Origin of the sequence: Pseudarthrobacter sp. B4EP4b, assembly GCF_006680095.1 — a bacterium.
Classification (GTDB): Bacteria; Actinomycetota; Actinomycetes; order Actinomycetales; family Micrococcaceae; genus Arthrobacter.
Map to the genome: position 1 here is coordinate 17241 of NZ_VHIJ01000041.1, position 24283 is coordinate 41523.

Genomic DNA, 24283 nt, shown 5'->3' on the forward strand with positions numbered 1-24283 from the left:
TTCTCTGTAGTGGTGTAACGCTATTCAGGCTGCACAACTCAGGCTTCCCTGGCGATGGCTTCCTTGGTGGAGGTTGTCTCATCGGGCTGGAGCGGGTTGCTGGGGCCGCCGGCGGCACGGCCGCCGCCGCCGACGTTCCTCATCAGCAGGCCGATGATCGACTTCTTGCCCTGGCTCTTGTTGTAGACGTCGAAGGCGACGGCGATCAGGAGCACCAGGCCCTTGATGATCTGGGTGAGGTCGGCGCCGATGCCCAGGAGTTGCAGGCCGTTGTTCAGGACTGCCATGACCAGGCCACCGATGATGGACCCGACCACGGTGCCCACGCCGCCGGTGACTGCGGCGCCGCCGATGAAGACGGCGGCGATGGCGTCAAGTTCCCAGCCCACGCCGTCGAACGGGCCTGATGCGGTGGAGCGGCCGACGAAGATCATGCCGGCCAGGCCGGCGAGGATGGACATGTTCATCATGACCAGGAAGTTGACCTTTTTGGACTGGACGCCGGAGAGTTCGGCGGCGTGGCGGTTGCCACCGACGGCGTAGACGTGGCGGCCCAGGATGGTGCGGGAGGCGATGAAGCCGTAGACCAGCACCATGACGGCGAGGATCAGGCCGGGGATGGGGAAAGAGGTTCCGGGACGGCCGGTGGCGAACAGGTAGGTGGCGTAGAGGATGGCACCGCAGATCAGGACCAGTTTCAGGGCGGTGACCCACATTTCGGGTACTTCGGCGCCGAGGGCCTTGGCGCGGGCGCGGGAGCGGAGCTCGCCCCACACCACGAACGCGGCGGCGGCGATGCCCAGCAGCAGGGTGAGGTTGTTGAATCCGGTGTTGGGGCCGACTTCGGGGAGGTACCCGGATCCGAGGTACTGGAAGTCGGAGGGGACCGGGATGGTGTTGGACTTGCCGACGAACTGGTTGAAGCCGCGGAACAGGAGCATGCCGGCCAGGGTAACGATGAAGGCAGGGATGCCCACGTAGGCTGTCCACCAGCCTTGCCAGGCGCCGATCACCGCGCCGAGGACCAGGCCCAGGAGTACGCCGGCGTACCAGGGGATGCCCCAGTCACGGATGGCCAGTGCCACGGTGACACCGACGAACGCGGCCACGGAACCGACGGAGAGGTCGATGTGGCCGGCGATGATCACCAGGACCATGCCGATGGCCAGGATCAGGATGTAGGAGTTGCCGTTAAAGAGGTTGATGACGTTGCCGGGGGTGAGGGTCCGGCCGTTGGTGGTGATCTGGAAGAAGATGATCAGTGCGACCAGGGCGAAGATCATGCCGAATTGGCGGGTGTTGCCGCCAAACAGCTTTTTGAGGGCGTTCATGGTGTCAGTCCTTGTGTCCGGAAGGTTCTGGGGAGCCAGAGGGTCAGGCGGCTTCGGCTTTGCGGGCGGAGGTCATCAGTTTCATCAGGCTTTCCTGGCTGGCCTCTTCTTTGGTCAGGACACCGGTGATGGCGCCTTCGAAGATCGTGTAGATACGGTCGGACAGGCCCAGGAGTTCGGGGAGCTCCGAGGAAATGACGATCACTCCCTTGCCTTGGTTGGCCAGCTGCTGGATGATGCCGTAGATCTCGTACTTGGCACCAACGTCAATGCCGCGGGTGGGTTCATCCAGGATCAGCAGGTCGGGGTCGGTGAACATCCACTTCGACAGGACCACCTTTTGCTGGTTCCCGCCCGAAAGTTTGGCGACGCCTTCCTCAACGGACGGGGTCTTGGTCCGGAGCGACTTGCGGTACTGCTCCGCCACCGTGAACTCCTGGTTCGGATCCACGACGTAGTTGTGGCTGATCTTCCGCAGGTTGGCTGCCACGGTGGTGGTTTTGATGTCGTCCAGCAGGTTCAGGCCCAGCGACTTGCGGTCCTCGGTGACGTAGCCCAACCCGGCATCGATGGCATGGCGGACGTTCTTAAGGACCACTTCCTTGCCGTCCTTATAGATATGCCCGTCGATGAAACGGCCATAGGACCGGCCGAACACGGACCGGGCCAGCTCGGTGCGTCCGGCGCCCATTAGCCCTGCGAAGCCCACGATCTCTCCGCGGCGGACAAAGAAGCTGGAGTTCTTGCAGACCAGCCGGTCCTGGACCTGCGGATGGCCCACAGTCCAGTTCTTGACCTCGAAGAAGACCTCGCCGATTTTCGGTGTGTGGTCCGGGAACCGGGATTCCAGCGTCCGGCCCACCATGCCCTTGATGATGCGGTCCTCGTCCACGCCGTCGGCTTTGACGTCCAGGGTCTCAATGGACTTGCCGTCTCGGATGATGGTGATGGAGTCGGCGATCTGCTCGATCTCGTTGAGCTTGTGGGAAATGATGATGCACGTGATGCCCTTGGCCTTCAGGCCGAGCATCAGGTCCAGCAGGTGCTGGGAATCGGATTCGTTCAGGGCGGCCGTGGGTTCATCGAGGATGAGGATCTTCACGGATTTGTTCAGTGCTTTGGCGATTTCCACCAGCTGCTGCTTGCCCACGCCGATTTCCTTGATAGGCGTGTCCGGATCGTCCCGCAGGCCCACGCGGGCCAGCAAGTCCAGGGAACGAAGCCGGGCTTCGGCCCAGTCAATGACCCCGCGCTTGGTGGGCTCGTTGCCCAGGAAGATGTTCTCCATGATGGAGAGCTCCGGGATCAGCGCCAGTTCCTGGTGGATGATCACAATGCCGGCGTGTTCGCTGGCCCGGATATCCCTGAATTGCTGGATCTGCCCCTGGTAGACGATGTCGCCGTCGTAACTGCCGTAGGGGTACACACCCGAGAGAACCTTCATCAGGGTGGACTTGCCGGCGCCGTTCTCGCCGCAGATGGCGTGGATCTCGCCGGCCTTGACGCGCAGGCTGACATTATCCAACGCTTTAACGCCGGGGAATTCCTTGGTGATGGACCGCATCTCCAGGATGATCGGGTCCTTCTGCGTGGTCTGGGACGTCATATTGCCCTAACCCTCCAATGCAATGACTTCTTTGTCCGGCCGGCAAAGCGCAGGGCCGTCTGATGAAAAAGTAAACTGGATCACGCCCGTTGTCGTCAAGTCTTTAACGCATATCGCGGGTAACGAAACGGTCTAGGTTTTACGGATTCCGGCGTGCTGGAAGACCAAAGCGGCCGCGCCCAATGCCTCGGCCCGGTCGCCGAGAGATGACATGGTGATGGTGGTGGTCTCGCCGATAACGGGGACGGCGTGCCGCACCAGCCCCCTCTTGATGGGATCCAGGAGAAGGTGGCCGAGGCCCGCCAGCGGCCCGCCAACCACGATCACCTCCGGGTTGATCAGGTTCGCGACATTGCCCAGCGCGCGGCCGACGGCAAGGCCCGCATCGTCCAGTACCCGGAGTGTCGCGGAGTCACGTGCCAAGGCCTTCCGGACGATGTCGGCAGGCGTCAAGGGCCGGTCTTCGCCGCGGCTCAAGAGTTCGATCATGGTTGTGGTTGATGCGATTGTTTCAAGGCAGCCCCGGTTTCCGCAGCGGCACACCAGGCCCTGCTCGTGGATGGTGGCATGGCCAATTTCGCCAGTGATTCCCACATTGCCGTAGTAGGGTGCGCCGTTGAGGATGAGGCCGGCCCCGATGCCGGATCCGATCTTCAAAAACAGCAGGTTGCTGACTCCGGTATGCTGGCCCCAGGTCACCTCTGACCAGGCCCCAAGATTGGCGTCGTTGTCAATAAACACGGGGATCTTGAGCCTGTCCTCCAGGTGCTGGAGGATGTTGATTCCCACCCACTCGGGCAGGATGGCCCCTTGCGCCACGGTACCGGTGCGCCGGTCTATGGGGCCGGGGATTCCGACGCCGGCACCCACCACCGCAGAGCGCGCGATGCCGCTGTCGCGCAGCAGTTTCCCGAGCAGGACCTCTGCCGCCTGGATGCCTTCCTCGGCCTGATGTCCGAGCGGCAGGGCGACGGATTCCTCCGCGATGACGTGATAGCTCAGCGAAGCCAGGACCACCCGCAGGTGCCTGCGGCCGAAGTCGATTCCCACGGCCACCGCACCGTTGCTGTTGAGCCGGACATTGAGCGCCCGGCGGCCCGAACTGGTGATGGGTTCGGTGGATGCCAAGCCGGAATCGAGCATGATTTTGACGATGTTGGAGACCGTTGCGGTGGATAGGCCGGTCTGCCGGGCCAGTTCTGCCTGCGTGGAAGGGCCCGCCATCAGCGTCTCGATGATGCGTTGCTGGTTCAGTTGCCTCAGGGCCGACTGGGAGCCGGGGTTTTTTGGCTTGCTCCTCGTTGAGCGCGTAGTTGCGGGCATGCTTAGAAGATTGCCCCATTCAGCCTGTTGTAGTCAAGAAGTTAACGCAATGAAGCGCTTCCGCCACAGCGGGCGTTCCGGGATGATCTGTCCCGGAAAAGGGGCGAAGCGGTGCAAATGGCCCCAGGAAGAGCTCCCAGGCACTGGTTAGTCTGGTGTCAGGCCTTCAACGGACAGGCTGCTCCAACGAGGGAAGGTGGCTGCGGTGTTGCTGGCACTCCTGCAGGCAAGCGCTGATGTGATGGATGCGGAAGCCAACTGTGCCGCCATCGATGCGGCCGCGGAAGCGGCTGCCGCTGCAGGAGCAGAAATCCTGTTGACGCCCGAACTCTTTCCCACAGGTTATGCTCCCCGCCGCGTGCGGGCAGAAGTGGACCCGGCTGGACTGCCGGAGCTTCACTCGAAGCTCGCCGGCATCGCCCGGCGTCACAGGATTGGCCTGGTGTACAGCCTTCCCCGGGTTACCGGGCAGGGGGAGTGGCACATCAGTGCAACCCTCCTTGATTCCGAGGGCACCAACCTGCTCACTTATGACAAGGTCCACCTCTTCGGCCCCGAGGAACGGGCTGCTTTCGGTCCCGCCGCCCAGCCTCCCACCGTCGTCAGTCTTAATGGCATCCCCACCTCCATGGTGATCTGCTACGACGTCGAATTCCCGGAGTCGGTCCGGGCCGCTGCAGTGGCGGGTGCCGAACTGCTCCTGGTTCCCACTGCGCTGGCCCACGGGTACGACGACGTCCCGCAGGTGCTGCTGCGCGCCCGGGCGCTGGAAAGCCAACTGACCATTGCCTACGCCAACCATTCCGGCGTGGAAGAGGGATGCAGATTCCTGGGTGGCAGTGTCATCGCCGGCCCCGACGGCTCACTGCTGGCTGCCGCGGGGGAAGAACCTCAGCTCATTTACGCAAAGGTGGACAAAGACGCTGCTGCCCGGGCCCGGAGTGACGTGCCCTACCTCGCCGAACGCAGGCCGGACCTCTACCGGTCCTGGGATTCCTGAGCGTTCCCGGCCAGCAGGACCTCGTCGTACTGCAGGGCAATCCACAGCTCCGCACGGGACTGGGCCAGGCCTAAGTCCAGATCCAGCAGTTCGGCAATGGCGTTGACCTGGCGGCGGACGCTGTTGCGGTGCAAACCCAGCTCCTTAGCCGTGGCGTCCCAGCTTCCGTTCGCAGCCAACCAGCATTTCAGGACGCGGAGCTGTCCGTCGCGGCGTTCCGGCTCCAACTCCAGCACCGGCGCCAGGAGCCTGGCCGCCAGCATGGTGCCGGCTTCCCGGCCGAGCAGCCCTGTGACGGACCAGGTCACCTCCTCGACGCGGGCGCTTTTGCCCGTCGCCGCCACCCGGGGCCGCAATGAGGAGGTGCGGCGGTAGGCCGCCGGCAGGCCGGACAGCTCCACTGGCTCACCCACCATCAGGCGCCATCCAAGCTGTTCCACCTCCGCAACCAGCTGGTCATCCACCTTCAGCCGCGTCACGGCCGCGAAGCCGTAGTCGGTCAGTTCCACCATCTTGCTGTCGAACAGCCGCCGCCACTGCAGCAGCTCCCGGACCGGCCCGTCGTCGGCTGCGGGGGCGTCCGCTGTCCGCATTCCCTGCACCACCCGCACCTGGCCGGAGCGCGTTCCCGCCACGCTTTGCGCCAACAGATCCTTCAGCCCGTTCAGCTGCCGCGTGTTGCCCCCGGCAAGTGTCTCCGGGTGCAGCAGCAGTGCGGTGGCGAGCTGGCTCGGGGCCAGTGACCCGCTGGTGCGCTGGCGGACCAGCAGTTCCAGGAGCCCGACGACGGACGAAACCACGCTGTTCTGGGCCGGGGTCAGCGGCTTGTCGGCGCCGAGGACGAGGCTGCCCAGGGTCGCGTCCTTGTTGCTCCTGAGGGGATGGCCGAACACCAGCGCCGAGCCGGGGGCATCAAACGCTTCTGTTTCCACCCGGGGTCCGCTTCCGGTCATGAGCTTCTTGAGAAGGGGCTGAAGTTGGGAAGGTTCGACGGCGGCACCCGCCCGGGCGCGTGCCCGGCCGTCCGCGCCAAACAAGACTGCCCACACGGGCACGCGCTGGGTCAGTGCCGCCAGCAGTTCATGCTCGGGCCGGGCAGAGAGGACCGCGCGCATCAGGTGCCGGTTGGTCTCCGCGAGCTGCCGGAAAACCCGCGCGTTTCCGGACTCCAGCAGTTTGGAGAACTCCAGTCCGAGTGCCGCGAACGGGACGCTGGCCGGGACCTCCACCAGAGTGAGTCCGTGCTGCCGGCAAGCGGCCAGCACGTGGTCCGGAACGCCGTCGTAATACGGCTGCAGGCCGAAGCCCAGCGCCGCCACCCCGGCGTCAACGAGCCGGCGGACATACTCCTGCGCCCGTGACGTGGCGTTGCGGATGTCCCTGCCTCCGCCGCCTTCCCCGTTCCCCTCACCGCGGAACGGCAGGCCCGCGGTGAGGACAAATTCACCGTCGAGCAGGTACGGGGTGGGGTCTTCCAACTCGCTCGGCTCCACCCAGCGCAGGGGAGCATGGCGGTTGCCGGCATCGTGGACCACCGCCACTTCCGGTGGAAGCGCATCGAGGAACTGGCCCAGCGTGACAGCGTCCAGCTGATCCGGGCTGCCGTCCATGGCTGGTGCATTACGTCTCATGGATGATCACTATAGGGCATTTTGCACTGCCTGAGATGCGGCTCACAGCCCTACTGTGAATGAGGGGAAACCAGTTCAGCAGCCAACGAAAAAGAACGGACGTCAACGATGACTGTGCCTACACTCTCCGGCCGGCCCCCGGCCGGGCCGGCCGCCCGTCCCGCTCTGGGCGCCCAGCTCCTGCGCCGCAAACCTATCGGGCAGATGGTCAGCGAGGCGGAAAGCGCCGGTGGCGGCCCCCGCCTGGTCCGCAGCTTCGGGGTCCTCCAACTCACCATGATCTCCGTGGGCGCCACCCTGGGCACGGGCATCCTGGTGATCCTGGGCGAATCCGTCCCCCTGGCCGGACCGGCCATCTGGATCTCCTTCGCGATCGCCGGCCTGGCCGCGCTCCTGTCCGCCGTGTCCTACGCCGAGATGGCTGGGCTGGTGCCCGTTGCCGGTTCCAGCTACTCCTACACGTACGCCACCATGGGCGAAGGAATGGCCTGGATCTGCGGCTGGTGCCTGGTGCTCGAGTATGCGGTGTCCGTCGCCGCAGTCGCCGTGGGCGCGGGGCAGTACGTGAACGAGGCCCTCGCAGTGTTCGGTGCCGTGCTTCCCGACGCCGTGTCGCAACCGCCGGGCGACGGCGGCGTGGTGAACATCCCAGCCATGGTCATCGTGGTGCTCGCCACTATCCTCCTGGTCCGGGGCGCTAAAGAGAGCGCCTGGATCAACACCTCGATCGTGGTGGTGAAGGTGGGCATCCTGCTGTTCTTCTGCGCCGTGGCCTTTACCGCTTTCAACGCCGGCAACTTCGAACCGCTGCTGCCTATGGGTGCCGCAGGTGTCTCGGCCGCTGCCTCCCGGGTGTTCTTCTCCTACATCGGCTTCGACGCAGCCTCCACGGCAGGTGAAGAAGCCCGCAACCCGAAGCGTGACCTGCCCCGGGCAATCATGCTGTCGATGATCATCGTCACCACCATTTATGTCCTGGTTGCCGTCGCCGCCATCGGGGCCCGGCCCTGGGGCTGGTTCGACGGGACAGAGGCGGCACTCGTGAAGATCCTCGAAGAGATCACTGGCCAGCCGTGGATCGCCCTGGTCTTCGCGGTGGGCGCCGTGCTCGCCATCGCCAGCATCGTGCTCACGGTCCTCTACGGGCAGACCCGCATCCTGCTGTCCATGGCCCGCGACGGGCTCATTCCCCAGGTCTTTGGCCGCGTTTCGCGGCGCACCGGCACCCCCGTGGCCGGCACGCTCCTGGTGGGAACCGCCGTCGCCCTCACCGCCGGACTGGTACCGCTGGGCGCCCTCGCGGATGCCACCAGCATCGGCACGCTCTTTGCCTTCGCCCTGGTGAACCTTGCCGTGATCTACCTCCGCCGCACCCGGCCCGAACTGGAGCGCACCTTCCGCGTGCCGTTCTTCCCGCTGACACCCATCCTGGGCGCCGCAATGTGCGCCTACCTGATGGCCAACCTCGGCGCTGACACCTGGGTGGTCTTCGCCCTCTGGATGCTGGTGGGTGTTGCAGCGTACTTTGGCTACGGGCGCCGCAACTCCAAGGTGGCGGCACTGAGCAACGAAGAATACCGCGAGCTGTCCGGACCGAAACTTTCACCTGAGCACACCCCCGAACCGACGAAGGCAGAACTTCCATGACCATCGCCACCGAACTGCCGGCCTCCGACCCGTCCAGCACCTCAGCCGCCCCCGCCGCGGCTCCGGGTGCCGGCGGGGCCGCCGCCGGTCCCATCACCATGCTGAACCCGGACTTCCCGTTCAGCTACGACCACTACCTGGCGCACCCGGACGGGCTGGGATCCGTGCCGCCCGAACTGCTGGGCACTGAGGTTGCCGTCATCGGGGCAGGCCTTTCAGGCCTGGTCACCGCGTATGAGCTGATGAAGCTGGGGCTCCGGCCGGTGGTGTACGAAGCCGACCGGATCGGCGGGCGCCTGCGCACTGCCTCATTCCCTGCGGCGCCGGGCGTGGTGGCAGACCTTGGCGGCATGCGCTTCCCGGAATCAGGCAAGGCGTTCTACCACTACGTGGACCTGCTCGGCCTGGAAACTGAAGAGTTTCCCAATCCGCTCTCCCCGGCAACCTCCAGCACGGTGATCGAGCTGGCGGGCCAGAAACACTACGCGGAAAAACCCAGCGACCTACCGCCGTTCTTCCGCGAAGTGGCCGATGCCTGGAAGGCGGCGGTCAATGACGGAGCGAAGTTCGCCGAGATGCAGCAGGCCATCCGGGCCAGGGATACGGGCCGGATCAAAGAACTGTGGAACGAACTGCTGCCGCTGATGGACGAGCAGACCTTCTACGGCTTCATCGCCGCCAGTGACTCTTTCAAGAAGGCAGGGTTCGCGCACCGGGAAGCCTTTGGCCAGGTGGGCTTCGGCACCGGCGGCTGGGACACAGATTTCCCCAACTCCATCCTGGAAATCCTGCGCGTGGTGTACACGGACGCCGATGACCAGCACCGGCTCATCAGCGGGGGAGCACAACGCCTGCCCGAGGCACTCTGGCAGCACGCGCCGTCGGGCATGGCACACTGGCCGGAAGGAACCTCCCTGTCCTCACTGCACTCGGGCTCGCCCCGCGGTGCTGTGGGCAGGATCAGCCGCGACCCGGACGGAAACCTGCGGATCCGCGAACGCTGGGGCCGTGAGGCCAGCTACCCGGCGGTGGTGACCACCTGCCAGTCCTGGCTCCTGTCCACCCGGATCCACACGGAGGAAGCCCTTTTCCCGGCTGAACTCTGGACCGCTATCGAGCGCTCGCACTACATGCAGTCCTCCAAAACGTTTGTGATGGTGGACCGGCCGTTCTGGAAGGACATCGACCCGGACACCGGCAACGAGGTCCTGTCGATGACCCTTACGGACCGCCTCAACCGGGCCACGTACCTGCTGGACAACGGTCCGGACCAGCCCGCCGTCATCCTGCTCTCCTACACCTGGAACGACGACGCGTTGAAGTGGCTGGCGCTTGATGCGGACGAGCGCGTTGAACTCATGCTGCACTCACTCGAGCAGATCTACCCCGGCGTGGACATCGCCGGCCACATCGTGGGCCAGCCCATCACCGTCTCCTGGGAAGCCGACCCCAACTTCATGGGCGCCTTCAAGGCCAACCTCCCCGGCCACTACCGGTACCAGCAGCGGCTGTTCACGCACTTCAAGCAGGACAAGCTGCCCGAATCACAGCGCGGCATCTTCCTGGCCGGGGACGACGTTTCGTTCACGGCCGGCTGGGCGGAAGGCGCCGTCACCACGGGCCTGAACGCCGTGTGGGGAGTCCTGAACCACCTCGGCGGCGCCTCGGCTCCTTCCAACCCCGGACCCGGCGAACTGCTGGACGAGATCGGGCCAATCAGCCTCGATTAGAGGTGCATCTGCCGGTGCGCTGCGGCCAGCTCGACGTAGCGCGCCGCGTTGGCCCGGACGCCGTCGTACTCCTCATCGGTGAGTTCGCGGCGCACCTTGCCTGGAACCCCAGCCACGAGCGAGCGGGGCGGAACCACCGTGCCTTCGAGCACTACGGCGCCGGCCGCCACAAGCGAGCCGGCGCCGATCACCGCGCCGTTAAGTACGGTCGCGCCCATGCCGATCAGGCAGTCGTCCTCCACAGTGCAGCCGTGCACGACGGCGGCGTGCCCCACGCTGACGCGCTCGCCCACGGTGCAGGGAAAGCCGGGGTCCGCGTGCAGCACCACGTTGTCCTGCAGGTTGCTGCCGGCGCCTACGGAGATGGCGGCAGTATCGGCCCGGACCGAGACGCCGTAGAACGCGCTGGCGTCTGCGGCGAGGGTGGCGTTGCCAATGATCGATGCCGTGGGGGCAACAAAAGCGGAGTCGTGGACGGCCGGGGTGTTGCCGGCGAAAGGGTAAAGAGGAGCCATGGCCCAAGCCTAGGACATCCCTACTTGGGGCCAGGGGTGCGCAGGATCAAGAACTGGTAATGCTGGTTCCAGAGTCCCGCGCCGGGCCCGGACTCGGCGCCGCTTCCCTCCGGCCACGTCACAAACTCCTCGACGGTGCCATGGCGGCCAAAGACCTCGCGGACCGTGGCATCGCTGCGCCTGCTGAAGAAGCGGGGTTCGACGTCGTCCTCGGGGTTCAGGACCTCTTCATCGTCCCCGGACCAGAGCCCGACGGCGATCGGCGCGCCGGGAGCGGCCACGCGGGTCAGCTCCGCCAGCACCGCATCGATATCCCGGGCCGGAACGTGCAGCAGCGTGCTCATCGACCACATTGCCGGGAACGAGCTGTCCGGGAAGGGCAGCCGGCGCGCACTGGCCACAGAGACGTCGAGCCCTCGGCTACGCGCCCACCGGACCTGGCCTTCGGCGATGTCCACGCCCGTGTAGTGGATCCCGGCCTGCACAAATTGCAGCCCGTCCAGGCCGGTTCCCGTCCCTACCTCCAGGATCGCGTGGCGCCCCTCGTGCTTCAGGAGGGCAACGAAACGTTCGCGCTGTTCCACCCGCTGGCGCGACGGCGGGTGGTCGGCCCCGGACGCGGCGCGGCCGTTGTAGAAGTCGGCAAGTCGCCGCTCGCCGTGGTCCGCTTCCGCTTCCATTGCGTCTCCGGGGGAGGGTGGCTACACCTAGTTGAAAACGACTGTCCGGTTGCCGTCGAGCAGCACCCGGTGCTCCGCGTGCCACTGCACCGCCTGTACCAGCGTGCGGCCTTCCACGTCCCTGCCCATCTGGACAAACTGCTCCGGCGTGCGGGCATGGTCAACGCGGATGACTTCCTGCTCGATGATGGGGCCCTCGTCCAACGCCGCCGTCACGTAGTGGGCAGTGGCGCCGATCAGCTTCACGCCGCGCGCGTGGGCCTGGTGGTACGGCTTGGCGCCCTTGAAGGACGGCAGGAACGAGTGGTGGATGTTGATGGCCTTGCCGGTGAGATCGGTGCAGAGCTCGTCGGAGAGGATCTGCATGTACCGGGCCAGGACCGTCAGTTCGATATCGTGCTCGGCGATGAGGGCGCGGAGCTTGTCCTCGGCCTGGACCTTGGTGTCCCGGGTGACCGGGATGTGGTGGAACGGGATGCCGTAGAACTCAGCCAGCCCGGCAAGGTCCTGGTGGTTGGACACAATGGCAGGGATCTCAATGGGGAGGGTGCCGGAGCGCTGCTGGAACAGCAGGTCGTTGAGGCAGTGTGCGGAGGTGCTGGCCATCACCAGGGTGCGGACCTTCTGGCCCACAGCGTTGAGGCTCCACTGCATACCGAAGGCGCCGGCCACGGGGTCCAGGGCGGCCCGAAGCTCGGCGGCGGGGGCCGCCGTCGTTACTTCCACGCGCATAAAGAAGTTGCCCGTGGCGGGACTGCCGTACTGCTGCGAATCCGTAATATTGCACCCCGCCACCAGCAGGGCGCCGGCCACCGCATGGACGATTCCCGGGCGGTCCGGGCAGGACAGGGTTACTACGTACGCTTGGTTCAGCTGCTCTTCACTCACGCGTACAAGCCTACCCGCGCAGGAGGGGCCGGATTTGGTACGCTGGGGAGGTCGCAACTGGCGTTGGGTGGCTAACCACCAGGGAGCGGCAATCACGAAGACCACGGATCGTACGCCTGGGCCGAGGGTCATGTCTTGCCGGAATTGGGGCTGCACCTGCGTCAGTACTGCAGCGCCATACCCGCGCTTTCACGCCTGTCACAAGGCAGTGTGCAAGCGCGCCAGCCGGTAGCCTGACCTAAGCAGTGCCCGTATCCCTAGCCAGGAGTTTTTCGTGACTACTACAGCCACTTCAACCACCGCCGTCAGCAATCAGCCGCTGGCTGAGCTCGACCCCGAAATCGCAGCAGTCCTGGACCAGGAGCTCGGCCGCCAGCGCGGCACCCTGGAAATGATTGCTTCCGAAAACTTCGCCCCCCGCGCCGTGATGGAGGCCCAGGGCTCAGTCCTCACCAACAAGTACGCCGAGGGTTACCCGGGCCGCCGCTACTACGGCGGCTGCGAATACGTTGACGTTGCCGAGCAGCTGGCCATCGACAGGGTCAAGGCACTCTTCGGCGCCGAGTATGCCAACGTCCAGCCGCACTCCGGTGCCCAGGCCAACGCCGCTGCACTGTCCGCCATGATTACCCCGGGCGACAAGATCCTGGGCCTGTCCCTGGCCCACGGCGGCCACCTGACGCACGGCATGAAGCTGAACTTCTCCGGCAAGCTCTACAACGTGGCTGCCTACCAGGTGGAGGAAGACAACTTCCGCATCGACATGGACAAGCTCCGCGAGCAGGCCATCGCCGAAAAGCCGCAGGTCATCATCGCCGGCTGGTCCGCCTACCCGCGCCACCTGGACTTCGCTGCCTTCCGCTCCATCGCCGATGAGGTGGGCGCACTGCTCTGGACCGATATGGCACACTTCGCCGGCCTGGTTGCCGCCGGCCTGCACCCGAGCCCGGTGCCGCACTCCGACGTCGTCACCTCCACCGTGCACAAGACCCTCGCCGGTCCGCGCTCCGGTGTGATCCTGGCCAAGCAGGAGTGGGCCAAGAAGCTGAACTCCAACGTCTTCCCCGGCCAGCAGGGCGGCCCGCTCATGCACGTCATCGCAGCCAAGGCAGTGGCCTTCAAGATCGCCGGCACCGAGGAATTCAAGGAGCGCCAGGAGCGCGTCCTGGAAGGCGCCAAGATCATCGCCGACCGACTCAACCAGGCCGACGTCGCCGAAGCCGGCGTCTCCGTCCTGACCGGCGGCACCGATGTGCACCTGGTCCTGGTTGACCTGCGCAACTCCCAGCTGGACGGCCAGCAGGCGGAAGACCTCCTGCACTCCGTGGGCATCACCGTCAACCGCAACGCCGTGCCGTTCGACCCCCGCCCGCCGATGGTCACCTCCGGCCTGCGCATCGGGACCCCGGCCCTGGCCACCCGCGGCTTCGGTGCCGCCGAGTTCACCGAGGTGGCCGAGATCATCGCCACCGCGCTGAAGGCCGGCACCAGCGCCGACGTGGAGGCCCTGCAGGCCCGCGTGGACCAGCTCGCCGCCGACTTCCCGCTGTACCCGACGCACGAGCAGTGGTGATCCATGACTGACACCAAAACTGCCCGGATCCTCGACGGCAGGGCAGCAGCTGCCGCCATCAAGTCCGAGCTCAGCGAACGCGTCGCAGCCCTCAAGGCCCGCGGCGTCACCCCCGGCATCGCCACGGTGCTGGTGGGCGCGGACCCGGCCTCCCAGCTGTATGTGTCCATGAAGCACAAGCAGTCGGTGGAGATCGGGATGAATTCCATCCAGCGCGAGCTTCCCGGCGACGCCACCCAGGAGCAGGTTGAGGCCCTCATTGACGAACTCAATGCGGACCCCACCTGCCACGGGTACATCGTGCAGCTGCCGCTCCCCAAGCACCTGGACACCGACGCCATCCTTGAACGGATCGACCCCGACAAGGACGCCGACGGCCTGCACCCCACCAACCTCGGCCGGCTGGTGCTCAACGTCAACGGCAAGATCACCTCGCCGCTGCCATGCACACCCCGCGGTGTCATCGAGTTGCTCCTGCGCAACGACTACGACCTCAAGGGCAAGCATGTGGTGGTGGTGGGCCGCGGCGTGACCATCGGCCGGTCCATCGGGCTGCTGCTGACCCGGCGCGAAATCAACGCCACGGTGACGCTGACCCACACCGGCACCACCAACATGTCCGAGCTGCTGCGCCAGGCGGACGTGATCGTGGGCGCGGCCGGTGCCAAGCACATCGTCAAGGCCTCAGACGTGAAGCCCGGTGCTGCCGTGCTGGACGTTGGTGTCACCCGGGAGACCGACCCCGAGACGGGCAAGAGCAAGGTCCACGGCGACATCGATCCTGCTGCCGCCGAGGTAGCCGGCTGGATCTCGCCGAACCCTGGCGGCGTCGGTCCGATGACCGTGGCGCTGCTGATGACCAATGTGGTCGAAGCCGCGGAGCGCAAGGCGGGCATCGCCTAGAGGCGCTATCAGGCAAGTACGACGGCGGCAGGCGCCTTCCCCAGCGGAGGAGCCTGCCGCCGTCGCACTTAACACGCTTGTGTTAAAGCAGAGCACTACCGTTTAGCAGAGGGCTGAACTAGTCTGCGGAGGGTGCACAACGAAGCCATCCTGCCCTCCACAGCCCGGGCGGGCGGGCGGAAGACGCCCCGCACGGTCATCACCGCCGAAAACCTCACCAAAAAGTACGACGACGTGGCCGCCGTGGACGCCATCTCCTTCAGCGTCCCGGCGGGCGAGTCCTTCGGCCTGCTCGGACCCAATGGAGCCGGCAAGTCCACCACCATGAAAATGATCGGCGGAGTCACCAGCCGCACCTCCGGCAGCCTTGAGATCATGGGCCTTGACCCGGACGTGCACGGGCCGGAAGTCCGCGCACACCTGGGTGTGGTGCCGCAGCAGGACAACCTGGACGAGGAACTGCGGGTCCGTGACAACCTCCTGGTCTACGGACGGTATTTCGGCCTGCCCATGAGCTACCTGAAACCGAAGGCCGATGAACTGCTCGAGTTCGCGCAGCTGACCGACAAAGCCAAATCCAAGGTGGATGCCCTGTCCGGCGGCATGAAGCGGCGGCTGACAATCGCCCGCTCGCTGATCAACGAGCCGCAGATCCTGCTGCTGGATGAACCCACCACCGGCCTGGATCCGCAGGCCCGGCACATTCTTTGGGACCGGCTGTTCCGGCTCAAGGAGCAAGGCGTCACGCTGATCCTCACCACCCACTACATGGATGAGGCGGAGCAGCTCTGCGACCGGCTGATCGTGGTGGACAAGGGCCGCATCATGGCCGAGGGGTCGCCGGCGCAGCTCATCCGCGGCCACTCCACCCGTGAGGTGGTGGAGCTGCGCTTCGGCTCCGAGCGGAACACCACCATCGCCGCCGAGCTGGACGGCATCGGGGATCGGCTTGAGGTGCTGCCGGACCGGGTGCTCATTTACGCGCACGACGGCGAGTCCGCCCTTGAGCAGGTAGCGTCCCGCGGCCTGAGGCCGCTGACATCGCTGGTCCGCAGGTCCTCGCTGGAGGACGTCTTCCTGCGGCTGACGGGCAGGAGCCTCGTTGACTGACGAGACGTTGACGGGCGCGGCCCACCATGCCCTTCCATCGGCGCACAGCCCTGGAGTGGCCGCGGCGAAGGCGCGCCGCTGGGGTGCCTTCTACTACATGGAGCATGTGCTCCGGGTGATGAAGGGCTACAGCTGGTCCCTGCTGATGTACAGCGTGGGCCACCCCGTGGCTTACCTGTTCGCGATGGGCGTTGGCCTGGCCACCCTCGTGGACGCGCAGGGTGCCGGAGCTTTCGGGGGAGTGGGGTATGTAACGTTTGTGGCGCCCGCCCTGCTGGTCTCCGCGGCCGTGATGACGGCAGCCAACGAATTCACGTTCCCGGTGATGGGCGGCTTCAAGTGGCGGCGGACCTACTACGGCCCGCATGCCTCGCCGCTGACGCCCCAGCAGATCGCGGCGGGCCACATCATGGCGGTCACCCTGCGGTTCCTGTTGCAGTCTGCCATCTATTTTGCTGCGGTTGCCCTGTTCGGCGCGGCACCGGGCGGATGGGGATGGGTGGCCATCCTGGTAGCTACGCTGGCCGCGCTCTCCTTTGGTTTGCCGCTGATGGCCTATTCGGCGTCGATCACCGAGGACAAGGGCCAGTTCGCCCTGGTGATGCGCTTCATTGTGATGCCGCTCTTCCTGTTCTCCGGGACCTTCTTTCCGCTGGACACCCTGCCCCTGGCGGTGCGGTGGATCGGGTGGATCTCACCGATCTGGCACGGGACCGAGCTGGGACGCGTCTTTACGTACGGCTACCAGGAACCGCCGCTGCTGACCGTCCTTCACGTCCTGGTGCTGGTGGGCCTTGCGGTGGCGGGATGGTTCCTGACGAGGCGGCAGTTCGCGTTGAGGATGGGGCGATGAGCGCCGGAGCGTCCGTCAAGGGCGCCGCGGAGGCGGCCCGCAACAGGACGTTCGGGCCGTTGTACTCGCGCAACGCCAAAGCCGTGATTTCGCGCGGGCTCCTGGCCACCAGGAGCACCAACTGGCTGGTGATGCTCTCCGGTTTCTTCGAGCCGGTCCTGTTTCTGGTCTCCATGGGAGTGGGGCTCGGCGCGATCGTGGGATCGGTGCAGGGGCCGGGCGGCGGGGAGATCAGCTATGCCGCGTACATCGCCCCTGCCCTGCTTGCCGTCTCGGCCATGAACGGCGCGGTCTACGACTCCACCTGGAATGTGTTCTTCAAGATGAACTTCGCCAAGCTCTACCAGGGGATGCTGTACACGTCGCTGGGACCCCTGGATGTTGCGCTGGGCGAGATCTTCCTGGCCCTGCTGCGCGGACTGCTCTATGCCCTGGGCTTCACGGCAGTGATGGGCGTGATGGGCCTGATCACCACGCCGTGGGCCCTGCTGATGATTCCGGCCTCGGTGTTGATCGCGTTCGGGTTTGCCAGCATCGGAATGGGGATCACGAGTTTCCTGAAGACCTTCCAGCAGATGGACTGGATCAACTTCATCATGCTGCCCATGTTCCTGTTCAGTGCCACGTTCTACCCGCTGAGTGTCTACCCGCAGGCCATCCAGTGGCTCATCCAGGCCATGCCGCTGTGGCACGGGGTGGAACTGCTCCGGCAGATCAGTGTAGGTACCTTCACGGCGGCCACGCCCATCCATATCGGCTACTACCTGGTAATGACCGCCGCCGGGATGCTGCTCACCACCGTGCGCCTGCGGCACCTCTTCCTGAAGTAGCCCGTTCGCCGGGGGTGGAAGGCGGCGGGAGCATACCCGGGCGTTTGAGAGAATGGGTGCATGCAATCTTTGGGCAGCTCCAGGTCATCCTCCAAACCCGCCAGGGGCGGATTCTCCATGTTCCGCATCAGCGGGCCGGGACTGATGGTCCTCGTCACCGCGTTCGTAGTGGCAGTGATCTTCGCAGCCAACCAGAACGACGTCGTGGGCTGGGTGGTTGCCGTCATCGCCTTCTTCTGGCTGGCCCTTGCCTCCTTCGTGGTCTTCAGCATCCAGAAGGCCGCCAAAAAAGCCGGCGCGAAGCTGACCGAAGCCCAAAATGCCTTCACGACGGCGGCAGGTCGCGGCCCCTACGCCGGCGCGGACCAGGGCGGTACCCGGGTTGTTGCGGAGCGCAGCCAGGCGGACGAGGTCCGCGACCTCAAGCTGGACCACTCCTTCAAGATCGTCCAGGTGCAGATCCGTGTAGTGGAGGAAGAGCGTGCCAAGGGCGCTGCCGCCAACCAGGACACCATCAACCGGGCCCTGGAAACCATCGAGATCACCGCCACGAACGCCCGAGACATGATCAAGTCCTCCGGCAGCGGGGAGCCGGTCACCGGAACCATCATCGACTAGAGTGGAGCGGGTGAGCTCGGCATTGAAGAAGGACCACCTTCGCATCGCATCCGTCAACGTCAACGGCCTTCGGGCTGCCTACAAGAACGGTATGGCGGCATGGCTGGAGCCGCGCGAAGTGGACATCCTCTGCCTTCAGGAAGTCCGGGCGCCTGACGCCATCGTCGGCCAGTTGCTGGGCGAAGGCTGGCACATCCTGCACGCCGAGGCAGAAGCCAAAGGCCGTGCCGGCGTCGCCATCGCCTCACGCGAGGAGCCGCTGGAAACCCGCAACGGCATCGGCGACGACTACTTCGCGACGGCGGGCCGCTGGGTGGAGGCGGACTTCCGCTTCGCCAATGCAGCCGGACGCCCTGTCCAGCTCACGGTGGCCAGCGCCTACGTCCACTCGGGCGAAGTGGGGACCCCCAAGCAGGACGACAAATTCCGGTTCCTGGACGCGATGAGCACCCGCCTGCCGGAGCTCACCAAGCACAGCGACCATGCCCTCGTGGTAGGGGACCTCAACGTGGCCCACACGCCCAGGGACATCCGGAACTCGAAGGCCAACGTGAAAAAGGCGGGCCACCTGCCGGAAGAACGGGCGTACTTTGACCGCTTCTTCGGGGAGGACATCGGCTGGCAGGACGTCCACCGCAACCTTGCCGGGGACGTCGACGGGCCCTACACCTGGTGGTCTCAGCGCGGGAAAGCATTCGATAACGACACCGGCTGGCGCATCGACTACCACCTGGCCACACCGGAACTGGCGGCCGGTGCCATCTCCGCCGTTGTTGACCGGGCAGCCTCGTGGGACACCCGCTTCTCCGACCATGCCCCGCTTGTAGTGGACTACCAGCTCTAAGCCAGAAGGTTTCCTCCCCATGACCAGCCAGACTTCCCCTGCCATCAAGAAGCGCATCCTCTCCGGAGCCAAGCCCACCGCCGACTCCCTGCACTTGGGCAACTACATCGGCGCCGTCCGCAACTGGGTGGACATGCAGGCCGAGTATGATGCCGTGTTCTTTATTCCGGACCTGCACGCCATCACTGTGGACTTCGATCCCGCAGAACTGGCCAAGCGGACTCGGATCGTGGCCGCCCAATACATCGCGGCCGGCATCGACCCGGACAAAAGCATCTTCTTCGTCCAGTCCCATGTGCCCGAACACGCGCAGCTGGCCTGGGCTTTGAACTGCATCACCGGCTTTGGCGAAGCGTCCCGGATGACGCAGTTCAAGGACAAGACCCAGAAGTCCGGTGCTGACGCCGCCACCCTGGGCCTGTTTGCCTACCCCACCCTGATGGCCGCGGACATCCTGCTCTACCAGACCGACCTCGTGCCGGTGGGCGAGGACCAGCGCCAGCACCTGGAGCTGACCCGGAACCTGGCGCAGCGGTTCAACACGAAATTCGGGGCAACGTTCACGGTGCCGGAAGCCACCATCGTGAAGGAACGCGCCAAGATCTACGACCTCCAGAACCCCAGCGCCAAGATGTCCAAAACAGGGGAGTCGCCCAACGGGGCCATCCAGCTGCTTGAGGACCCCAAGGTCGCGGCCAAGCGCATCAAGTCCGCCGTGACGGATGCCGGTACTGATATCCGGTTCGACCAGGAGGAAAAGCCGGGGATCTCGAACCTGCTGACCATCTACTCCTCCCTTACCGGCAAGTCCGTCGCCGAACTCGAAGCGGAGTACCAGGGGAAAATGTACGGCCATTTGAAGGTTGACCTGGCCGAGGTGGTGGTGGAATTCATCACGCCGCTGCGCGACCGGACCAACGAGCTGATGGCGGATCCTGCGGAACTGGACCGGTTGCTGGCCCACGGCGCCGAGCGCGCCCGAGACATTGCGTCGGTTACCCTCGGCCAGGTCTATGAACGTATGGGCTTCCTGCCGTCCTTCTCCCTCGCAGGAGTCCGCTAGCGCCATGCCGTCCAGCAAAGTCACCGCAAGGGAAGGCTCCCGCTCCATCCGGGCAGAGGGCAGGCGAGGCAACCCCCAAGGCGACCCGGCGGAGGACACCGGCGCCGCCGGCCACGCGCCGTCCCGGACGGAAGATATCAGCGTAGGAGTCATCCTGGGCTTCCCGCCGGAGGTGGCTGAGGAACTGCAGCGCTGGCGGGCTTCCTTCGGGGATCCCCTCGCAGGAGTGGTCCCGGCCCACATCACGCTGGTGACCACCACGCCTACCCGGGACTGGGAGGCTACCCGGGAGCACGTGCGGGACGTGGCCCGCCGCCAAAGCCCCTTTATGGTCACCATCGCCGGCACCGGAACGTTCCGTCCGGTTTCGCCGGTGGTGTTCATCAACGTGGAGGAAGGTTTCGAGGCCTGCGTGGACCTGCACGAGAAGCTCCAGCAGGGCCCCCTCCAGCGGGATCTGCCCTTCGCCTACCACCCGCACGTCACCATCGCCCACGATGTTGCCCCGGAAAGCCTCGATGAGGCCGAAACGGTACTGAAGAACTACAGAGCCACCTTCCCCGTGGTTAGCATGGGACTCTACGAGCACGATGCGGACGGCATCTGGCAGCTACGGGAAGAGCTGGACTTTGGGACCGAAACTGACAACGACGCCGGCACCCGATTCACGGACGCCGCCCCGGACACAGCACCCGAAGCAGGCTGAACAACAGCCCCTCCCCACTGAACAGGCCCGGCTGAAGCTTGCCGTCATCCAGAAACGGATGGACCTGGGGAAGGCACGCCGCGCCGGCGGAAGCTTCTTCGCCACCCTGATGGCGACGTTCCAATGGTTACTGGCACGGCTCAACGCCTTCCGCCCGATGCGTGCCTTCCGGCACTACACGCTCCAGCATGGTCCGCTGATGAGCGCAGGCATCGGCTTCAACATGTTTTTCTCCATCACTGGCCTGTTGACCACGGGCTTCTCGATCGCCGGTTTGGTGCTGCGGGGGCAGCCGGCGCTGCTCGACACCATCGTCGCCAGCGTGGCCCAAAGCGCCCCTGGACTCCTGAAGGTCGACGGCGGCGAAGGACTCGTGGACCCCAAGGAACTGCTCAACCCTGACGGCCTTGGCTGGACAGCCCTCGTTGGAGCGGTAGTGACGGTCATCACATCGCTTGGCTGGATTGCCGGCCTGCGCGACGGGTTGCGCGCAGTGATGGAGCTGCCTCCGCTCGTGGTCAATCCAGTTCTGCTGAAGCTGCGCGACGCCGGCACCCTGCTGCTTCTGGGGATCGCCCTGGTCATCAGCGCCGGAGCTTCCCTGGTTTTTGGCACGGCGGCCGGCTGGGTTGCGGACTTCCTGCGGCTCGATGAGGCCGTGGCGGCTCCGCTGACCACCTCCATCAAGATCGCGGTCCCGCTGGTGCTGAGCTGGGTTACCGCACTCGTGATGTTCCGGCTGGCGGCCGGCCTCAAGTTGTCCCGCCGCGCACTGCTGGAAGGCACCATCCTGGCAGCATTCGGCACCACTATCCTGCAGGTCTTCAGTACCGAACTGTTGGCCGGCGCCGGCCGTAATCCCCTCCTGGCACCGTTTGCGATCATCATCGGCCTGCTGATCTGGTTCAACCTGGTCAGCCAGGTCTACCTTGTCTCTGCCGGCTGGGCCGCAGTCCGCGAGGCCGACCTGAAAGGACAATCCAGCGGGCACGACAAGGGCACCTGGGGCGCCCGGCAGGTGCAGCCCGGGAAGGTGCCCGTCCATGCTGACCATGGCTCCGCGGGCACGTCCCGGCGCCGGGGTCCTGGCGCGGCAAAACAGCGCTGATCCCGGCAGGGCTATGGTGCGGCCACCAGGCCTTCCCACGCCACAGTCCAGCCGGGCGGGAACCCAGGGGCATGGCGGTCCGGTCCGTTATCCCACCCGGCGGCCATCAGTGCAGCGGCGGCGAGGAGCCCGCCGTTGCCCGGCAAGTACAGGGGCAGCGAATCGGTCTGGCGGTTGTGTCCGTTGGGGAGCACTGTGTTCTTGCCTGCGTCCATCAGGAGGGCATTCACTGCAGCCTCCGGATCCCCAAGGCGGGCCGCTGTCATGGCCATGACGGGGTAGTCCCAGCCCCAGGTGCTGCCCCAGTCCCAGTCAGCAAGCACGTCCGCCAGTGTTGCCCGCATAATGTCCTTGTCGATGAGGTCAGTCTCGGGCAGTACACCGAGTGCGCAAAGCATCGAAGGATGATCGGTCCGGATGGTGAACGGCTCCACGTCAATGGCAGCGTAGACGCCATCGATCACCCGCGGCTGCACCATCCCGTCGGCCACCTCCCGCCAGGCAGGGATGGGCTCGAGCCCCAGCCGTTCCCGCCAGGCAGCGGCGATCCGAAGGGCCCACTGCCAATACGCGAGCTCAAAGGTGGGGTTGGTGACTGAGCCTCGGATGCTGCCGTAGCTCTCCTGCGCAGGGATCAACGGGGGCCCCAGTTCAAATCCGCGCGCGGTGGGATGGGCGAAGCTGGCCATAAACGCGGCGGTTTCGAACACGATCTCCGCGAACTCCTCCAGCACCTCAGGGCTGGGGCTTGCCCGGTACAGCAGTTCGGCCAGGTGGATGGGGTGCGGCTGCTGCCAGATGAGGAACGTCCCGATGGGGCTGGGGCTTTCCCTGCCATCGGGGCCAACCTGCTTGGGCCAGCGGACGCCGTCGAAGCCCTGGGCCCTGGCAGTCGCGCGCGAAGGTTCCAGCACGGTCGTGTACCACCGTAAGGAGGGCAGCAGGAGCTCGGGACGGTTCCAGTGGGCAAAGTGGGCAGCGTGCCACCAGTGCATTTCAAGGTGGAAGCGGCCCCGCCAGGAATTGCAGACCAACCCTGTTTCCTGCGGCGGCAACGAGCCCGAGCAGTTAATGGCGGTCAAATACTGCGAGAGGACAATCCGGCGCTCCAGCTCCTTCGCCCGGGGATCGTCCGTCGCCTCCAGCTCGATGGCACCGCCGGAGGACCAGAACCGGGGCCAGGAGGCTGCCGAGGCGTCGGCAACGGCGCTGCCTGGTGAAAGGCCGACGGCGGTTCCGGCCCCTGCGTCCATGCCCGGCTTTGCCGCCACCCGGGACAGCGCGCTGTCACCCCGCGGGATGCAGTCGCCGGTTGCGGCTGGGATAAAAGCAATGGCAAGGTCCATGACATCGACCTGGTCCTGGCCCTGGGCGGCGCTGCCGGGAGCGATTCGAAGGTGATGCTGCCCGGTCTGTTCCACCATAAGGTTGTTTCCGGTGACCACCACCTCGTAGCGGGCGCCGTCCAACGTGCGCTCAACGGTCCAGCTGCTGGATCCGGTGTGCAGTCCGGACGGCGTCGGTTCCCCCAGCGTAGTGGTGTGGGCATCCGGGCTGTCCCAGTCCGCCGCATCGTGCCAGGCCTCGGAACCATACGGGAAATCCATGCCCACCACGAGGCCATGCATGAGCGCGGGCGACACCACGCGCAGTCCGATCTCGTCGCGGTCCGGATGGCAGGCGGTGGTGACGGTGACCGGGTGGCCTGCCAGGGTAAAGCTGCTGCTCACCACGCCGGTCCAGAGATCAAGTGTCTGCTCGGCGTCGCCCACATCGTCCCGTGTGACTGCGCGTTCCGCTCCGTCCTCCACCAGCCGGAAGCCGATCCGGCCCAGATCCAGGCGGTGGGGATTCGCCCTGAGCCACGTTTCCGCCCGGGAGGTATCCGTTTCCCGCTCATTGACGATGTTTCCCACCATGTCCACGTAGGGAACCGGTCCGCGAGGGGAGTCGTAGAGGACGGTGGAACCTGCGAGCCCGTACGGCTGCTCCGGGGGTGTCGAATGCCAGCCCCACTGGGCCTGCGTGCCCAGCAGGGTTCCGGCCGGCAGCTCGTCCCGTGCACCCACCGGGTAGGCCTCAGGGAGTGACTGGAGTCCGGTGAGGTCCGCGGTGAAAGCGAATTCGCCGTTGCCTACGGAGACCGGGCTTCGGGGATCCAAGGTCCGCTGGCACACGTTGTGGCGCCGGACGAGTGCTTGCCTGTCGATGGCGGCGCTGGTTGCGGAACCGCCCGACGACATTCCTGGCAGGGTGGTGGTGCTTTGGCTGTGCACGCTGCACGCCCTTCCGGTGCTGGTGCTGGGCGGGGAGTGGAAACGCGT

General features: G+C 65.7%; 21 protein-coding genes. 13 read left to right on the forward strand and 8 right to left on the reverse strand.

Going from position 1 to position 24283, the window contains the following annotated elements; genetic code table 11:
• Nucleotides 1-38: 38 nt before the first annotated feature.
• From mmsB to FNL14_RS15530, 3 genes are all read right to left on the reverse strand, one after another.
• Entirely contained in the window at nucleotides 39-1331 is a 1293-nt protein-coding gene (gene mmsB, locus FNL14_RS15520; protein WP_142061651.1) for a multiple monosaccharide ABC transporter permease, read from the reverse strand.
• A 43-nt stretch (nucleotides 1332-1374) separates the two neighbouring features.
• A complete protein-coding gene (gene mmsA / locus FNL14_RS15525; RefSeq protein ID WP_142061655.1) occupies nucleotides 1375-2937 on the reverse strand; it encodes a multiple monosaccharide ABC transporter ATP-binding protein in 1563 nt (520 codons plus the stop codon).
• A gap of 132 nt (nucleotides 2938-3069) precedes the next feature.
• Entirely contained in the window at nucleotides 3070-4260 is a 1191-nt protein-coding gene (locus tag FNL14_RS15530; RefSeq protein WP_091423227.1) for an ROK family transcriptional regulator, read from the reverse strand.
• Between the two features lie 205 nt (nucleotides 4261-4465).
• Between FNL14_RS15530 and FNL14_RS15535 the strand changes: the two genes are divergently transcribed.
• Nucleotides 4466-5260 (forward strand): carbon-nitrogen hydrolase family protein, encoded by a 795-nt coding sequence (locus FNL14_RS15535; protein WP_142061658.1) that lies wholly within the window; start codon nucleotides 4466-4468, stop codon nucleotides 5258-5260.
• Here the strand turns inward: FNL14_RS15535 and FNL14_RS15540 are convergent.
• A complete protein-coding gene (locus tag FNL14_RS15540; protein WP_142061661.1) occupies nucleotides 5239-6891 on the reverse strand; it encodes a PucR family transcriptional regulator in 1653 nt (550 codons plus the stop codon). The genes FNL14_RS15535 and FNL14_RS15540 overlap by 22 nt on opposite strands.
• A gap of 108 nt (nucleotides 6892-6999) precedes the next feature.
• On the opposite strand from FNL14_RS15540, the gene FNL14_RS15545 reads away from it, so the two are divergent.
• Nucleotides 7000-8538: an amino acid permease gene (locus FNL14_RS15545; protein ID WP_142061664.1), complete on the forward strand. Its 1539-nt coding sequence runs from the start codon at nucleotides 7000-7002 to the stop codon at nucleotides 8536-8538.
• Nucleotides 8535-10268 carry an NAD(P)/FAD-dependent oxidoreductase gene (locus FNL14_RS15550; RefSeq protein WP_181762672.1) on the forward strand — a complete coding sequence of 578 codons (1734 nt, stop codon included), beginning with the start codon at nucleotides 8535-8537 and terminating at the stop codon, nucleotides 10266-10268. The genes FNL14_RS15545 and FNL14_RS15550 overlap by 4 nt, the downstream gene beginning before the upstream one ends.
• Here FNL14_RS15550 and FNL14_RS15555 read toward each other — a convergent pair.
• From FNL14_RS15555 to purU, 3 genes are read right to left on the reverse strand one after another with little or no spacing between them, the layout of a single operon-like run.
• Entirely contained in the window at nucleotides 10265-10783 is a 519-nt protein-coding gene (locus tag FNL14_RS15555; protein ID WP_091423217.1) for a gamma carbonic anhydrase family protein, read from the reverse strand. The genes FNL14_RS15550 and FNL14_RS15555 overlap by 4 nt on opposite strands.
• Before the next feature lie 20 nt (nucleotides 10784-10803).
• The gene (locus FNL14_RS15560) at nucleotides 10804-11463 is read right to left on the reverse strand and encodes a class I SAM-dependent methyltransferase (RefSeq protein ID WP_142061667.1); all 660 of its coding nucleotides are present in this window, start codon (nucleotides 11461-11463) and stop codon (nucleotides 10804-10806) included.
• A gap of 27 nt (nucleotides 11464-11490) precedes the next feature.
• On the reverse strand, nucleotides 11491-12351 hold the full coding sequence (gene purU / locus FNL14_RS15565) for a formyltetrahydrofolate deformylase (protein ID WP_142061670.1): 861 nt from the start codon (nucleotides 12349-12351) through the stop codon (nucleotides 11491-11493).
• Between the two features lie 274 nt (nucleotides 12352-12625).
• On the opposite strand from purU, the gene glyA reads away from it, so the two are divergent.
• The 10 genes from glyA (at nucleotide 12626) to FNL14_RS15615 (ending at nucleotide 21959) form a co-directional block, all read left to right on the forward strand.
• Nucleotides 12626-13924 carry a serine hydroxymethyltransferase gene (glyA, locus tag FNL14_RS15570; RefSeq protein ID WP_142061673.1) on the forward strand — a complete coding sequence of 433 codons (1299 nt, stop codon included), beginning with the start codon at nucleotides 12626-12628 and terminating at the stop codon, nucleotides 13922-13924.
• Nucleotides 13925-13927: 3 nt separating this feature from the next.
• Complete coding sequence (locus FNL14_RS15575; RefSeq protein ID WP_142061676.1) at nucleotides 13928-14827, forward strand: bifunctional methylenetetrahydrofolate dehydrogenase/methenyltetrahydrofolate cyclohydrolase; 900 nt, start codon at nucleotides 13928-13930, stop codon at nucleotides 14825-14827.
• 132 nt (nucleotides 14828-14959) lie between these two features.
• Nucleotides 14960-15937 carry an ABC transporter ATP-binding protein gene (locus tag FNL14_RS15580; RefSeq protein WP_142061679.1) on the forward strand — a complete coding sequence of 326 codons (978 nt, stop codon included), beginning with the start codon at nucleotides 14960-14962 and terminating at the stop codon, nucleotides 15935-15937.
• A complete protein-coding gene (locus FNL14_RS15585; RefSeq protein WP_091423195.1) occupies nucleotides 15930-16790 on the forward strand; it encodes an ABC transporter permease in 861 nt (286 codons plus the stop codon). Before FNL14_RS15580 ends, FNL14_RS15585 begins: the two co-directional genes overlap by 8 nt.
• On the forward strand, nucleotides 16787-17620 hold the full coding sequence (locus FNL14_RS15590) for an ABC transporter permease (protein ID WP_142061681.1): 834 nt from the start codon (nucleotides 16787-16789) through the stop codon (nucleotides 17618-17620). The genes FNL14_RS15585 and FNL14_RS15590 overlap by 4 nt, the downstream gene beginning before the upstream one ends.
• A gap of 60 nt (nucleotides 17621-17680) precedes the next feature.
• Nucleotides 17681-18238: a hypothetical protein gene (locus FNL14_RS15595; RefSeq protein WP_142061684.1), complete on the forward strand. Its 558-nt coding sequence runs from the start codon at nucleotides 17681-17683 to the stop codon at nucleotides 18236-18238.
• 10 nt (nucleotides 18239-18248) lie between these two features.
• On the forward strand, nucleotides 18249-19082 hold the full coding sequence (locus FNL14_RS15600) for an exodeoxyribonuclease III (RefSeq protein ID WP_142061687.1): 834 nt from the start codon (nucleotides 18249-18251) through the stop codon (nucleotides 19080-19082).
• A 19-nt stretch (nucleotides 19083-19101) separates the two neighbouring features.
• Nucleotides 19102-20145 (forward strand): tryptophan--tRNA ligase, encoded by a 1044-nt coding sequence (trpS, locus tag FNL14_RS15605; protein WP_142061690.1) that lies wholly within the window; start codon nucleotides 19102-19104, stop codon nucleotides 20143-20145.
• Nucleotides 20146-20149: 4 nt separating this feature from the next.
• Nucleotides 20150-20851: a 2'-5' RNA ligase family protein gene (locus FNL14_RS15610; protein WP_255470872.1), complete on the forward strand. Its 702-nt coding sequence runs from the start codon at nucleotides 20150-20152 to the stop codon at nucleotides 20849-20851.
• 58 nt (nucleotides 20852-20909) lie between these two features.
• Nucleotides 20910-21959, forward strand: a complete 1050-nt coding sequence (locus tag FNL14_RS15615; RefSeq protein ID WP_091423169.1) for a YihY/virulence factor BrkB family protein — start codon at nucleotides 20910-20912, stop codon at nucleotides 21957-21959.
• An 11-nt stretch (nucleotides 21960-21970) separates the two neighbouring features.
• Here the strand turns inward: FNL14_RS15615 and FNL14_RS15620 are convergent, their stop codons facing one another.
• The gene (locus FNL14_RS15620) at nucleotides 21971-24235 is read right to left on the reverse strand and encodes a hypothetical protein (RefSeq protein WP_370455869.1); all 2265 of its coding nucleotides are present in this window, start codon (nucleotides 24233-24235) and stop codon (nucleotides 21971-21973) included.
• Nucleotides 24236-24283 lie beyond the last annotated feature (48 nt).

Excerpts from the sequence above, each read along its gene's own strand:
- FNL14_RS15545 (WP_142061664.1), top strand. The coding sequence starts at position 7,000 with ATGACTGTGCCTACACTCTCCGGCCGGCCCCCGGCCGGGCCGGCCGCC.
- FNL14_RS15560 (WP_142061667.1), bottom strand. The coding sequence starts at position 11,463 with ATGGAAGCGGAAGCGGACCACGGCGAGCGGCGACTTGCCGACTTCTAC.
- FNL14_RS15530 (WP_091423227.1), bottom strand. The coding sequence starts at position 4,260 with ATGCCCGCAACTACGCGCTCAACGAGGAGCAAGCCAAAAAACCCCGGC.
- FNL14_RS15590 (WP_142061681.1), top strand. The coding sequence starts at position 16,787 with ATGAGCGCCGGAGCGTCCGTCAAGGGCGCCGCGGAGGCGGCCCGCAAC.
- FNL14_RS15575 (WP_142061676.1), top strand. The coding sequence starts at position 13,928 with ATGACTGACACCAAAACTGCCCGGATCCTCGACGGCAGGGCAGCAGCT.
- FNL14_RS15610 (WP_255470872.1), top strand. The coding sequence starts at position 20,150 with ATGCCGTCCAGCAAAGTCACCGCAAGGGAAGGCTCCCGCTCCATCCGG.
- trpS (WP_142061690.1), top strand. The coding sequence starts at position 19,102 with ATGACCAGCCAGACTTCCCCTGCCATCAAGAAGCGCATCCTCTCCGGA.
- mmsA (WP_142061655.1), bottom strand. The coding sequence starts at position 2,937 with ATGACGTCCCAGACCACGCAGAAGGACCCGATCATCCTGGAGATGCGG.
- FNL14_RS15550 (WP_181762672.1), top strand. The coding sequence starts at position 8,535 with ATGACCATCGCCACCGAACTGCCGGCCTCCGACCCGTCCAGCACCTCA.
- FNL14_RS15555 (WP_091423217.1), bottom strand. The coding sequence starts at position 10,783 with ATGGCTCCTCTTTACCCTTTCGCCGGCAACACCCCGGCCGTCCACGAC.
- FNL14_RS15615 (WP_091423169.1), top strand. The coding sequence starts at position 20,910 with ATGGACCTGGGGAAGGCACGCCGCGCCGGCGGAAGCTTCTTCGCCACC.
- FNL14_RS15540 (WP_142061661.1), bottom strand. The coding sequence starts at position 6,891 with ATGAGACGTAATGCACCAGCCATGGACGGCAGCCCGGATCAGCTGGAC.
- FNL14_RS15595 (WP_142061684.1), top strand. The coding sequence starts at position 17,681 with ATGCAATCTTTGGGCAGCTCCAGGTCATCCTCCAAACCCGCCAGGGGC.
- mmsB (WP_142061651.1), bottom strand. The coding sequence starts at position 1,331 with ATGAACGCCCTCAAAAAGCTGTTTGGCGGCAACACCCGCCAATTCGGC.